This is a genomic window from Leclercia sp. TB492, assembly GCF_049974505.2.
Lineage (GTDB): Bacteria > Pseudomonadota > Gammaproteobacteria > Enterobacterales > Enterobacteriaceae > Enterobacter > Enterobacter adecarboxylatus_C.
In genome coordinates, this window is sequence record NZ_CM127572.1 from 1248582 (window position 1) to 1262045 (window position 13464).

11 protein-coding genes are annotated in these 13464 nt (G+C 53.7%); 1 reads left to right on the top strand and 10 read right to left on the bottom strand.

Features of this window, described 5'->3' with window-relative positions; genetic code table 11:
- Positions 1–2: 2 nt before the first annotated feature.
- From mrdA to leuS, 7 genes are all read right to left on the bottom strand, one after another.
- Positions 3–1904 carry a peptidoglycan DD-transpeptidase MrdA gene (gene mrdA / locus ACP4QI_RS05765; protein ID WP_142488670.1) on the bottom strand — a complete coding sequence of 634 codons (1902 nt, stop codon included), beginning with the start codon at positions 1902–1904 and terminating at the stop codon, positions 3–5.
- Positions 1905–1934: 30 nt separating this feature from the next.
- Positions 1935–2402 (bottom strand): 23S rRNA (pseudouridine(1915)-N(3))-methyltransferase RlmH, encoded by a 468-nt coding sequence (gene rlmH / locus ACP4QI_RS05770; protein ID WP_003858701.1) that lies wholly within the window; start codon positions 2400–2402, stop codon positions 1935–1937.
- 3 nt (positions 2403–2405) lie between these two features.
- Entirely contained in the window at positions 2406–2723 is a 318-nt protein-coding gene (gene rsfS, locus ACP4QI_RS05775) for a ribosome silencing factor (RefSeq protein ID WP_032617029.1), read from the bottom strand.
- 270 nt (positions 2724–2993) lie between these two features.
- Positions 2994–3647: a nicotinate-nucleotide adenylyltransferase gene (nadD, locus tag ACP4QI_RS05780; RefSeq protein WP_426495073.1), complete on the bottom strand. Its 654-nt coding sequence runs from the start codon at positions 3645–3647 to the stop codon at positions 2994–2996.
- Positions 3648–3650: 3 nt separating this feature from the next.
- Positions 3651–4682, bottom strand: a complete 1032-nt coding sequence (gene holA / locus ACP4QI_RS05785; protein WP_156263200.1) for a DNA polymerase III subunit delta — start codon at positions 4680–4682, stop codon at positions 3651–3653.
- Positions 4682–5260 carry an LPS assembly lipoprotein LptE gene (lptE, locus tag ACP4QI_RS05790; RefSeq protein WP_156263201.1) on the bottom strand — a complete coding sequence of 193 codons (579 nt, stop codon included), beginning with the start codon at positions 5258–5260 and terminating at the stop codon, positions 4682–4684. Before lptE ends, holA begins: the two co-directional genes overlap by 1 nt.
- A gap of 14 nt (positions 5261–5274) precedes the next feature.
- Positions 5275–7857: a leucine--tRNA ligase gene (leuS, locus tag ACP4QI_RS05795; protein ID WP_156263202.1), complete on the bottom strand. Its 2583-nt coding sequence runs from the start codon at positions 7855–7857 to the stop codon at positions 5275–5277.
- 213 nt (positions 7858–8070) lie between these two features.
- Here leuS and ACP4QI_RS05800 point away from each other — a divergent pair, with 213 nt between their 5' ends.
- Positions 8071–8553 carry a zinc ribbon-containing protein gene (locus ACP4QI_RS05800; RefSeq protein WP_285128330.1) on the top strand — a complete coding sequence of 161 codons (483 nt, stop codon included), beginning with the start codon at positions 8071–8073 and terminating at the stop codon, positions 8551–8553.
- Positions 8554–8597: 44 nt separating this feature from the next.
- Here the strand turns inward: ACP4QI_RS05800 and ACP4QI_RS05805 are convergent, their stop codons facing one another.
- The 3 genes from ACP4QI_RS05805 to rihA form a co-directional block, all read right to left on the bottom strand.
- Positions 8598–10373 (bottom strand): two-partner secretion domain-containing protein, encoded by a 1776-nt coding sequence (locus ACP4QI_RS05805; protein ID WP_426495072.1) that lies wholly within the window; start codon positions 10371–10373, stop codon positions 8598–8600.
- 72 nt (positions 10374–10445) lie between these two features.
- Positions 10446–12122 (bottom strand): ShlB/FhaC/HecB family hemolysin secretion/activation protein, encoded by a 1677-nt coding sequence (locus ACP4QI_RS05810; protein ID WP_426495197.1) that lies wholly within the window; start codon positions 12120–12122, stop codon positions 10446–10448.
- Positions 12123–12459: 337 nt separating this feature from the next.
- Positions 12460–13395 carry a pyrimidine-specific ribonucleoside hydrolase RihA gene (gene rihA / locus ACP4QI_RS05815; protein ID WP_426495071.1) on the bottom strand — a complete coding sequence of 312 codons (936 nt, stop codon included), beginning with the start codon at positions 13393–13395 and terminating at the stop codon, positions 12460–12462.
- Between the last annotated feature and the right edge of the window lie 69 nt (positions 13396–13464).

Consider the following 13464-nt stretch of genomic DNA (forward strand, 5'->3'; position numbering starts at 1 on the left):
GATTATTGGTCCTCCGCGCCGGCGGCAGCCGGGCTTTCACTCGGCAAGTCAGTGTTGTTATCACCCAGCATGATGTGGTCAAGGATCTGGCGCATGATGGTACCGACCGCCGGGCCTGCACCGCCGTTTTCCAGAATAATCGACACGGCGACCTGCGGGTTATCGTATGGAGCAAACGCAATCATCAGCTTATGGTCACGCAGACGTTCAGCAATTTTATGCGCGTTATAGGTTTCGTTCGCTTTCAGGCCAAAGACCTGCGCGGTACCGGATTTCGCCGCAATTTTATAGGGTGCGCCAGCAAAGTATTTATGCGCCGTACCGTTTGCGCGGTTGGCTACGCCGTACATTCCGTCTTTGGCAATTTCCCAGTAACCGGAGTGGATATCGCCCACCGGCGGCTCGTGCGGCTGCGACCACGGCACTTTTTTGCCGTCTTCGACGGTGCTCATCAGCAGGTGCGGCACTTTTACCACCCCATCGTTGATAAGGATCATCAGCGCTTTGCTCATCTGAATCGGCGTTGCGGTCCAGTAGCCCTGGCCGATCCCTACCGGAATGGTATCACCCTGGTACCAGGGTTTCTTAAAGCGTTTCAGCTTCCATTCGCGGGTGGGCATGTTGCCGGAACGCTCTTCTGACAGGTCGATACCGGTATAGTGACCATAACCAAATTTGCCCATCCACTCGGACAGACGGTCGATGCCCATGTCATAGGCGACCTGGTAGAAGAAGGTATCCGCCGACTCCTCCAGCGATTTAGTGACGTTCAGATGGCCGTGACCCCACTTCTTCCAGTCGCGGTAGCGTTTTTCAGAGCCAGGCAACTGCCACCAGCCCGGATCGAAGAGACCGGTATTGCGGGTGATCACCCCGGCGCTCAGCGCGGAGACTGCCACATAAGGCTTAACCGTCGATGCCGGCGGATAGACGCCCTGGGTTGCGCGGTTGATCAGCGGCGTGTTGGGGTCGTTGAGCAGGCCCGAATAATCTTTGCTGGAGATGCCATCCACGAACAGGTTCGGGTCGTAGCTCGGGGTGGAGACCAGCGCCAGAATGCTGCCGGTGCGTGGGTCGGTCACAATCACTGCCGCACGGCTGCCTGCCAGCAGGGTTTCAACATACTGCTGGAGTTTGAGATCCAGGGTCAGATAGATGTCATGCCCGGCCTGCGGCGGCACCTCTTTCAGCTGACGGATAACCCGGCCGCGGTTGTTAACTTCAACCTCTTCGTACCCGGTCTGACCGTGGAGTATATCTTCGTAATAGCGCTCAATGCCCAGCTTGCCAATATCATGCGTCGCCGCGTAGTTGGCGAGCTTGCCGTCTTTGTCCAGCCTGTCGACGTCTTTATCGTTGATTTTTGAGACGTAGCCGATGACGTGCGTCAGGGCAGAGCCGTACGGGTAGAAGCGGCGCTTGTAGCCTTTGACTTCCACACCGGGAAAGCGGTACTGGTTTACGGCGAAACGGGCCACCTGAACTTCGGTGAGGTTGGTTTTAACCGGGATCGACGTAAAGCGATGCGAGCGGGAACGCTCTTTTTTGAAGGTGGCAATATCGTCGTCATTCAGATCGACCACGCTGCGTAGCGCTTCGAGCGTATCCTGCACGTTATCGACCTTTTCCGGCATCATTTCGATCTGATAGATCGTGCGGTTCAGCGCCAGTGGCGTACCGTTGCGATCGTAGATAATGCCGCGGCTTGGGGCGATGGGGACGAGTTTGATGCGGTTTTCGTTGGAGCGGGTCTGGTAATCGGTAAAACGGACAATCTGCAGATTATAGAGGTTGGCGATCAGTACGCCAGTCAGCAGCAAAATCCCCAAAAAGGCGACCAGCGCCCGGCGCACAAACAGCGCGGACTCAGCCGTATAGTCGCGAAAAGAATTCTGTAGTTTCATCCGCTGCTTAATTTATCCAGGACGTCATCATTACTCACGGTGATAAGGATGGTTAGTCGTGATGCTCCACGCGCGATAGAGACTTTCAGCAACCAACACCCGAACCAGCGGGTGGGGGAGCGTCAGCGCGGAGAGAGACCAACTCTGTTCTGCTGCCGCTTTGCAGGCGGGAGATAACCCCTCCGGACCGCCGATTAACAGGCTGACGTCGCGACCGTCCTGCTTCCAGCGCTCCAGTTCATGCGCCAGCTGCGGTGTATCCCAGGGCTTGCCCGGAATATCGAGCGTGACGATGCGGTTTTTGCCTGCGGCAGCCAGCATCAGTTCACCCTCTTTATCGAGAATGCGTTTGATATCTGCGTTTTTGCCGCGTTTACCGGCGGGGATCTCCACCAGCTCAAACGGCATGTCTTTCGGAAAACGACGCAGATATTCAGTAAACCCCGTTTGTACCCAGTCGGGCATTTTTGTGCCGACGGCTACCAGTTGCAGCTTCACGCATTAACCCCAGAGTTTTTCCAGCTCATACAGGCGACGGCTCTCTTCCTGCATGACGTGGACAATCACATCGCCAAGGTCAACGACGACCCAGTCAGCGGTCGCTTCGCCTTCTACGCCCAGCGGCAGCATACCGGCAGCGCGGGATTCCTGAACCACATGGTCAGCGATGGACGCAACGTGGCGAGTGGAGGTACCGGTGCAGATAATCATGCAATCGGTGATGCTTGATTTGCCCTGAACGTCGATGGCGATGATGTCCTGACCTTTCAGGTCATCAATTTTGTCGATAACAAAATCCTGGAGTGCTTTACCCTGCAAGTTTTCCCCCTGGGAGAGTGAGATTGAATAACTGTAAATTCGTAGTCAGACAGTATACCTGAACTGGCCGCAGTGTCGGGACAAATGTCACCGGACGGGCCTGCGAAGGCGGGTATCATCCCACCCTATGCCGGAGATTGCATCGCCATTTTTGTAAAACAGTTTTTGTAAAACAGTGCTGGCGGGAAGTCTGGCAGCGGAGGATATCAGCCTGGACGGGGGTGTCAATGGCGAGAGCGCGAATGGCGCGCTTTTTCTCCCGCCGCCCGGTCAGTTGCTGCTTTTCTGATACAGACCTTGCTGTTGAATGTAACGCAGCACCGCAGCGGGCAACATCTCATCGCAGGGGAGCCCCTGCTGCAGACGCTGGCGGATCAGCGTGGCCGAAATATCAAACCACGGCGTTTCCGCCAGGTAAATTTTACCGGCCGGCAGGCTATGCAGATCCTCAACCTGGTGCGTCAGGTGCTGCTCCAGCCACTGCTGATGCTGCTCCTCTTTCATCGTCAGGGAATAGCCCGGGCGACGACAGACGATCAGATGGCTATTATCGAGGATAGTCTGATATTGATACCAGCCCGGGAAGTTAAGCAGCGAGTCCTGGCCGATGATAAATGCCAGAGGGGTCTCCGTCCCCTGTTCGGCGCGCCACGCCCTCAGCGTTTCGGCGGTATACGACGGGGTGTCCCGGCGCAGCTCGCGTTCATCAAGGCGAAACAGCGGCTTATCGGCAATCGCCAACGCCAGCATCTCTTTGCGTTGTGCAGGGCTGGCCTCGGGCTGCGGGCGGTGCGGCGGCACGTTGTTCGGCATAATAGTGACGCATTGCAGGGCAATCTGGTTCGCCAGAATCTCGACCGGTTTCAGATGCCCGTAGTGGATCGGGTCAAAGGTGCCGCCAAACAGGGCTTGTAGAGAGTGCATCTTTTACCCCTCTATAAAAATATCGGCCAGCGCCTTGTGGCACAGCAACAGCGAAAGACTTTCCAGCTCTGACCAGATCGACTGACCGTAATCCTGCTTCAGGGTCAGCTCGGTACGCGTCAGCAGCTGAACGGCCTGGCGCAGCTGTTCCGGACTCAGGCGATTCAGGGCCTCGGTGGTCATACCGCGACGGTTCTGCCAGACCCGGTGTTTATCAAACAGCGCACGCAGAGGAGTATGCGCTGACTGACGTTTCAGGGTTAGCAGCAGCAGCAGTTCACGCTGCAGGGTTCTCAGGAGGATCACCGGCTCACTGCCTTCAAGACGCAGCTGTTGCAGAATATGCAGGGCGCGCTTGCTCTTCGCTGAGAGCAGGGCATCGACCCAGTGGAAAGGGGTGAAGTGGGCCGCGTCGTTAACCGCCTGCTCGACGCGCGGCAGGGTCAGTTTGCCATCCGGCCAGAGCAGAGACAGACGCTCAAGGGCCTGGGCAAGGGCCAGCAGATTACCTTCGTAGCAGTAACAGAGCAGCTGGTTGGCAGCATCATCCAGCTCCAGATTACGCTGTTTAGCCCGGGCCGCGACCCATTTGGGCAGGTGCGCTTGTTCCGGGGTCTGACAGGTCACCAGCACCGAATGGTTTGCCAGCGCCGTAAACCAGGCGGCATTCTCCTGGGCTTTGGTCAGCTTGTTGCCGCGAACAATCAACAGAAGATCGCCGTGCAGCAGGCTCACCAGCGTGGCTAGCTGTTCGTTGATAGCGGCATTGGGGCCGTTTTCAGGTAACTGAATAAGCAGGGTTTGCCGGGCGGCAAACAGACTCATTGCCTGGCAGAGGGAGAAAATCTCCTGCCAGTCGGTGCTGTTATCCAGAGTGAAACTGTGGTGCTCGTCAAAGCCCTGGGTTGCCGCAAGCTGACGTACGGCGTCCTGGCTTTCCTGCAACAGCAGCGGATCGTTTCCGAGAAGCAGATACGCCGCGCGCAGCCCTTCATTGAGCTGCGCGCGGAGTTGTTCAGGGTACAACCTGAGCATTACTGACCCAGCGTCGTGGAGACGCGAGGTGAGGATGCCGTTGGCTGAGCACCAGGCTGAGCTTTAAGGTCATTCTCTTTTTCAGCGGTATGGACGCTCGGCAGCTTACGGATCAGCTGCTCTGCTGCCTTGTCATACATTTCGTTAATGATAATGCTCTGCTCAGCATCTTTCGCCAGTGCAGTCTGCGGGTTATCGAAGAACGAACGGTAGACCTTGGTGCTGATAGGGTAAATATCGCTACCCGGGATCAGAACCGCGGCGTGGACTTCCATCACCATCTGGTATTCCGCAGTACGACCATCCTGGAAGATGGAGGCGGTATCCTGGCTCAGGGTCGAGCTTAATACGCGGAATGACGGTATATCCTGGCGCAGCGTTCCTTTTTCGATCAGGTCAACGCCGTTAAGACGCAGCTGGTTACGAATGGCACGGCTCAGCGGACCATTTGGATCGCCCGAATCGAAAATCATCGTTTTCATCTGTTCCGGCACCTGTGTGGTATTGCGCAGGTGCCAGCCACAGCCGGCGGTGACCAACACCGCCAGCGATAACAGTAATGTTGCCAGTTGTCGCACGCTTCCTCCCGCGCTTAGCCAACGACCAGGTTCAGCAGTTTACCGGGCACGTAGATCACTTTACGTACGGTAACGCCATCGAGATACTTCGCCACCAGATGTTCCTGGCCAGCACGCTCGCGGACCTGCTCTTCGGTTGCATCAACCGGAACAGTGATTTTACCGCGAACTTTGCCGTTGACCTGAACGACGACCAGGGTGGTGTTTTCCACCATTGCGGATTCATCCGCCACCGGCCACGGTGCATTGTCGATATCGCCTTCGCCATTCAGCTCCTGCCACAGGGTAAAGCTGGCGTGAGGGGTGAACGGGTTCAGCATACGGACAACCGCCAGCAGCGCTTCACGCATTAAGGCACGATCCTGCTCGCCTTCCTGCGGGGCTTTCGCCAGCTTGTTCATCAATTCCATAATAGCCGCAATTGCGGTATTGAAGGTCTGACGGCGACCAATATCATCGGTCACTTTAGCAATAGTTTTATGAACATCACGGCGTAGCGCCTGCTGATCTTCAGTCAGTGCTGCGGTATCCAATGCCGGTGCTTCGCCCTGAGAGGTGTGCTCGTAAACCAGCTTCCAGACACGCTTCAGGAAGCGGTTAGCGCCTTCAACGCCGGACTCCTGCCACTCGAGAGTCATGTCTGCCGGGGAGGCAAACATCATGAACAGACGCACGGTATCGGCACCGTAACGCTCAACCATCACCTGCGGGTCAATGCCGTTGTTTTTGGACTTCGACATTTTGCTCATGCCGGTATACACCAGCTCGTGACCCGCGGCATCTTTCGCCTTAACGATACGGCCTTTCTCGTCGCGCTCAACGATGGCATCAACCGGGGAGACCCAGTTACGCTCGCCGTTCACGCCCACGTAGTAGAACGCATCCGCCAGCACCATACCCTGACACAGCAGCTGTTTGGCTGGCTCGTCAGAGTTCACCAGGCCCGCATCGCGCATCAGCTTGTGGAAGAAGCGGAAGTAGAGCAGGTGCATGATGGCGTGTTCGATCCCGCCGATGTAGATGTCGACCGGCAGCCAGTAGTTTGCTGCATCGGAATCCAGCATGCCTTCCTGATACTGCGGACAGGTATAGCGCGCGTAGTACCAGGAGGACTCCATAAAGGTGTCGAAGGTGTCGGTTTCACGCAGCGCAGGCATGCCGTTCACGGTGGTCTTCGCCCACTCAGGATCGGCTTTGATCGGGCTGGTGATGCCGTCCATAACCACGTCTTCCGGCAGGATCACCGGGAGCTGATCTTCCGGGGTTGGCAGAACGGTGCCATCTTCCAGGGTGACCATCGGGATTGGCGCGCCCCAGTAACGCTGACGGGAAACACCCCAGTCGCGCAGACGGTAGTTAACTTTACGCTCGCCAACGCCCAGTGCAGCCAGCTTGTCGGCGATGGCGTTGAAGCCTTCTTCGAAGCTCAGGCCGCTGAATTCGCCAGAGTTGAACAGGGTGCCTTTTTCGGTCAGCGCCTGTTCGGAAAGGTCCGGCTCAGAGCCGTCTGCCGCGAGGATAACCGGTTTGATCGCCAGGCTGTATTTGGTGGCAAATTCGTAGTCGCGCTGATCGTGACCCGGAACGGCCATCACAGCGCCCGTACCGTACTCCATCAGTACGAAGTTGGCTGCCCAGACCGGGATCGCTTCGCCGGTCAGCGGGTGCGTGGCGTAGAAACCGGTAGCAACGCCTTTCTTCTCCATGGTCGCCATATCGGCTTCGGCCACTTTGGTGTTGCGGCACTCGTCGATGAAGGCAGCCAGTTCCGGATTGTTCTCTGCCGCTTTCTGCGCCAGCGGGTGACCAGCGGCCACGGCCAGATAGGTCGCCCCCATAAAGGTGTCCGGGCGGGTGGTGTAAACGGTCAGTTTCTGATCGTAGTTCTCAACGTTGAAGGTGATTTCCACCCCTTCAGAACGGCCGATCCAGTTGCGCTGCATGGTTTTCACGGTATCTGGCCAGTGATCCAGATTATCCAGATCGCTCAGCAGTTCGTCAGCGTAAGCGGTGATTTTGATAAACCACTGCGGGATCTCTTTACGCTCAACCTTGGTGTCGCAGCGCCAGCAGCAGCCGTCGATAACCTGTTCGTTCGCGAGAACGGTCTGATCGTTCGGGCACCAGTTAACGGCGGAGGTCTTCTTGTAGACCAGCCCTTTTTTGTACAGTTCGGTGAAGAACTTCTGCTCCCAGCGGTAGTATTCCGGGGTGCAGGTCGCCAGCTCGCGGCTCCAGTCATAGCCAAAGCCCAGCATCTTGAGCTGGTTTTTCATGTAGGCGATGTTGTCGTAGGTCCATGGCGCCGGGGCGGTGTTGTTTTTTACCGCGGCACCTTCAGCTGGCAGACCGAATGCATCCCAGCCGATCGGCTGCAGGACGTTTTTACCCAGCATGCGCTGATAGCGGGCGATCACATCACCAATGGTGTAGTTACGCACGTGGCCCATGTGTAGTCGGCCAGAAGGATAGGGAAGCATCGACAGGCAGTAATACTTCTCTTTGCTCTCGTCTTCGGTGACTTCAAAAGTGCGCTTCTCGTCCCAGTGTTGCTGGACTTTCGATTCTATCTCTTCCGGGCGGTATTGCTCTTGCATGGCAGCCAGTGGTCCTGTGTTCAATACAGCTACAAACGTAGCCAATGGATGTGGTAATTCAGATCCGCATAGCATAGCCCAAACGCCCGCGTCAAAACAGCCTTTACCTCAAAAGCGCCTTGCAGGAATTTACGCAGAGTGTGGATGACCTGACAAAGCGGGGCGCAAATAAGGTCTATCATTAGAGAGAGTTACTTACCCAGGAGGCAAATGATGAACAAGGTTGCTCAATTTTACCGTGAACTGGTCGCCACATTAACCGAACGTCTGCGTAATGGTGAGCGTGATATTGATGCGCTCGTCGAGCAGGCGCGCCTGAGGGTGACGCAGACGGGTGAGTTAACACGTACCGAAGTGGAAGAGGTCACTCGCGCGGTGCGTCGTGACCTGGAAGAGTTCGCCCGCAGCTATGAGGAGAGCCAGGATGAGGTCGTTGACAGCGTCTTTATGCGGGTGATCAAAGAGAGTGTGTGGCAGGAGCTGGCGGATATCACCGATAAAACGCAGCTGGAGTGGCGCGAGGTGTTCCAGGATCTCAACCACCATGGGGTGTATCACAGTGGGGAAGTGGTGGGACTGGGCAATCTGGTCTGCGAAAAATGCCACCATCATCTGGCCGTCTATACACCAGATGTTTTACCGCTTTGCCCGAAATGCGGACACGATCAGTTTCAACGACGTCCTTTCGAGCCGTAAAAATGCTGGCGCAGGTTGCGCCAGCATAAGCGACAGAGAATAAATTAATTAATGGTGTGGATTTCAGTGGTTTTAAAACTCTGTTTTCCACCCATATTGGAAGCATAGTTATGCGAGGAGTTAAGGTTCAGCGATTGTGCTGACAGCGAGCCTACGCCACAGAATCTCACCCCTAACCAGCCACAGCGATAGCCACCGTTGATCACGTTATTCGTGGTCATCGTGAGCGTCCCGCCAGCAGAAATCGTGTTGTAGTTAGTGATATTGCTGTTCATTGCGGTGCTGAGGTTCATATCTCTGACAGCGTTGATATGACCTTCGTTATAAATCCCCTGCGCCGCAGTGATATTGACGTTATTTCCCTGCAGCGTTGCCATGTTTTTCACGTAATTACTGTTGATGGTCAGTGTTGGCGCATTCATGTAGTAATAATTGTTCAGGGCGTTGGTATTGATCGTCAACGATTTGTTCGCGTCAACGTTACCTTCCTGATTCAGCGTTCCGTTGGTCTGGAGCGTTAAGTCACCCCCGGCAATGGTGCCTGTATTGTATATAGTTCCTGCTGAAAGGCCGTTTTGTGTTGATGATTGAACCAGCAGGCTGGAAAGACCCCAGATATTGCCTGTCACGTTAAGGTTATTGCCGCCGAAGTTAACGGTAGTTTGCTCAGCCTGGATAGAGCCGCCGTGATTTATATCGCCGTTTGACGTAACAGCCAGCGCCTTTTTCGAGACAATTTTCGAGCCATATTCAGTCGTCAGGTTGCCGCCGGCATTGACCATCAGGGTGTTGTCGCTTTTGATGACGCCCAGATTATCGAGGTCACCGCCTGCACTCACGGCCATTTGCACGGCATTAGAGATCGTCCCTTCGTTATAGAATCCACTCAGGCTATTGATAACACCGAGGTAGTTAGTGGAAATGGTTCCGCTATTGAGGAAGTCTTTGGCAGACGTGAGTTGGGTCACCATGCCATTACCCGTGATGTAGCCGCTATTAACCAGTACACCATTACTGAGCATGGTCAGGTTACCGTTGGCCACCACCGCGCCCTTATTACGAACGCCAAAACCGACATTATTGCCGACCATGCTGATGCTATTCGCTTTTACGCCACCAAGCGCACTGATATCAATGCTGTACTCCGGGAAGAGCATTTGCATTACCGTGGCTTTCTTGCCTGCCGAAGTAATGGCGCCGGTGGTGTTGTCCATCGTGAAGTTACCGGCGCTGATCAGGGCATTATTGCCAGTGACGACGCCGTTAAGGTTGATGGCATCTGCCAGCAGAGCGACATAACTCTTGTCAGCGTTCAGGCCATTGCCGTTAACGGTAATGTTACCCTGATTCACGCTGTAGCTGCTGATGGCACCCGTATCGCTCAGGTTGACCTGGCCGGTGGTTAGCACCACTTTATTGGTGTTGACGAAGCTACAGCCGGAGCAGGAGATACCGTTAGGGTTAGCGATAATAACGTCAGCTTTCTGACCATTCACTTCGATAAAGCCATTCAGCGCACTGGATTTATTGGAGATCACTTCATTAAGAATGACGGAAGCGCTGCCATTTTTCAGGTTATTGTTTTTAGCAATATTTCCTAATGTGCTGTGCGTGGTATCGCTGGCGCTGTTGTTCAGAATAAGGCCTTTATCGCTGACGTTGAACTCGCGGTAAATATTATGAGACACACCGGCAGCATTGGGTGCCTCGATATCAATAACCTGTGCTCCGGACAGATGCGTATAGTCAGGATCGGCATAGACGCTGGTGGAGGTGAGCGCTGCCGCCAGTGCGACATACGTCAGTTTAAATTTAAACATGTAATTAATCCTTTAATGAAAATATTTCCGAATTGTTGTTAATGCTGAGAGTGGGATGTTGCGTTGTGTTGCTTAATACCTCCATTGCAATGAAAAGCCCATATTGAGCGCATCGGTATGATAACTTTCGGGTTTAACCAGGGGTGTGCCCACAAAAAAATCATACTGCGTCGCCAGTTTTTGCCCGCGTAAACCGACTACCGCACCCGATAATACTTTTCCGGACTGATAGCGGTCGCTGCCAATGATCTTGCCTGCATCTGCCCCAATATAAATTTGTTGGTCGGCGAAGGGAGTATTCCAGATAAAATCATTTCGCAGAAACCAGCCCTGGTTGCTGGATAAGGTATTTTCGCCATCAAATCCCCGTACTGACCAGCGGTTGCCAATATTAAATACATTATCGCTGGATAAATTATCCGGACTTATTTGCAGACTAAAATGCGGCGCATATGTGAAGTTTTCCCCGGTATTATCAAATTTCATTAATGCTTTGATATCGGCACGCACAATACGCGCCTGCTTATTATAGAGACCGGCCTTTTCTTCCGGTGTGGCCGACGAACTGAACCAGCCTAACCGATGTTGCATGCTGATCCCGGCATCAATGACTTTATTTCCAAAATAGCGTTGATGGCGTATACCGAGCTCCCAGGCAGGGTTCTGTTTACGCATCACAGTGAGCTCGCTACCACCAAAATAATAACGTGATCGGCTTTTAAACAGTCGCGCACTGAGCGACGTTTTTTGATCTCTTGTATGAGAAAGCTGCCGCTCCAGCGTTGCGCTGTAGTAACGGTTTTTACTTTCATAATCTGTTGTTGAGTAATTGCCCTTAAACTGCTGCAGATAGGTACTGTGTGAGGCATATACGCTAACATTCCAGTAGCCAAACGGAACGGAGTAATAAACGCTGCTGTTGTGGTTGCCGTCGTTCTTTTGTTGATATTCCACATCACCGCCAGCCGCGACGTACAAGATATCGTCCAGCCTGGTTAAATCGTAAAGGTACAATGCCCCACCGCCCTGGTAGCGACCGCTGTAACGGCTTCCGGCATCGTCCAGCCAGGCGCCAAGCTGCCACTGTTTATCCAGCTTTCGGGTCAGAATGATGTCACTCTCGCCGTAGCGATCCCCCGGCTGCAATTTCATATGTGCAGATGCACCTGGAAGACGTTGCAGGTTAGCCATACCCCTTTCTAAATTCGACAGTTTGACGATATCCCCGGGAGAGGCGGGCATCGTATTCCACAGGCTGGTTTTATCGTTTTCTGTTTTTGCATCAAACGCGATTTCCCCCACCCGGCCATAGACCAGCGTCAGCGTCAGAATGCCGTTTTCCATCTCTTGTGACGGGATATCAATTAATGAAGTGATGTAGCCGCGCTCAATAAGTTCATTCTGTAATGCGCGAGCAAGGAGATGAATGCCCTTAATCCCGAGACAGTGCGTTTTCGCCTGGTCGGTTAATTTCCCGAGCAGCTTACGGGTGAGTTTATCATCATCAGACTGGATAACGATCTCATTGATATAGTGGCAAACTTCCTCTTGCGGAAACGTGAGGGTTTTTGCACCGGAAAAGGTACTGTCGGCGATATATTCCTGTTGAGCCGGTTTTAAGGCAGTTTGACGTGCTTTATCCTGCTCTGACTGACTGGTCACTGAGTGATTATTACTGGCGTAAACATTAATACAGCCTGCTGAGTAAATAATTATGCACGTAATAAGAGCAGTACAGCTTTTCAGCATAAAGGAAATCCATTTCATTTGAAGTTAACTTAATGATATTCTCTTTCGGGGATCCTTCCCAAAATAGATGTCAATTTTTTACGGCAGGTTATCGGAATATTAATAAAAATACAGTGAAATTTGCTTTGAGCAATACTTAACGTAAAAGGCATTCCACCTATATTCCGCCAGCGCGGGGGTGCTAAAAAGAGGAGGGATAATAGCGAAAGTGCTCCGCCGGTTCTACGCGTCTTTTTCTTAATTATATATGAATCAGATACTGAAGCTGAGATGAATGACGCTGTGAAAAAATTCATCTCTGCGCTCCCGCCTCTGGGCTGGAGCGCATAAGCGTGAATTATGAATAGTACCTCAGACGCTGTGCCAGCAACTCAACAAAGTCGCTTCGGTTTATATCCGTTAACACGGTTGCATTTGGGCGGTTACCCGTTAAAAAATAATAGTCCACCACGGTCATGCCTTGGGTATATTTCCCCTGCGTCTCAACGCCGACCCAGCGTTCAATCGAGGTAAACATATCGGGTTTAAGCAGCCAGGCGATAGTACAAGGATCGTGCAGCGGTGCGCCCTGGAAACCCCATTTCTCCGCCTTATGGTAAGCCATGAAGAAGTCCAGCAGTTCGGCCACGGTTGTTGCCACCGGATTACCGATAAGGCGAAAACGTTCGATATCCTCCGCCATAATTTGCGCCCGATGGGTCACGTCCAGACCAGCCATCACCACCGGAATGCCGGACTGGAAAACGACTTCTGCCGCCTCGGGATCGACAAAGATGTTGAATTCAGCCGTAGGCGTCCAGTTACCCAGTCCCATTGCACCGCCCATGATCACTATCCGGGCAATTTTTGCATGTAATTCCGGATGGCTAGTCAGCAGCAGAGCGACGTTAGTTTGCGGGCCGGTAGCAACCACCGTTACCGGTTCAGGGCTTTCACGCAGCACTTTTGCCATCAGCTCCACGGCAGTGCAATTTTGCGGGGCAAAGTCCGGCTCGGGCAGGGCGGGGCCATCAAGGCCGCTTTCGCCGTGAACGTTATCCGCAATAATCAGGTCGCGCATCAGGGGTTTAACCGCCCCTCCAGCCACCGGAATATCACTGCGCTTCAGCAGGGTCAGCATCCGCAGTACATTGCGCAGGGTTTTATCCGGGGTCTGGTTTCCGGCAGAAGAGGTCACCGCCTTAAGTTCCAGCTCGGGTGAGGCAAGGGCCAGGACGAGTGCGATCGCGTCATCATGACCCGGGTCGCAATCAAGGATGATGGGTAGTGCCATAGAATTCTCCATTTCTCAGTGTTGTTTTGTGACAAGGCTATCGCTGATGAGAGGAGCAGACGAGGCACA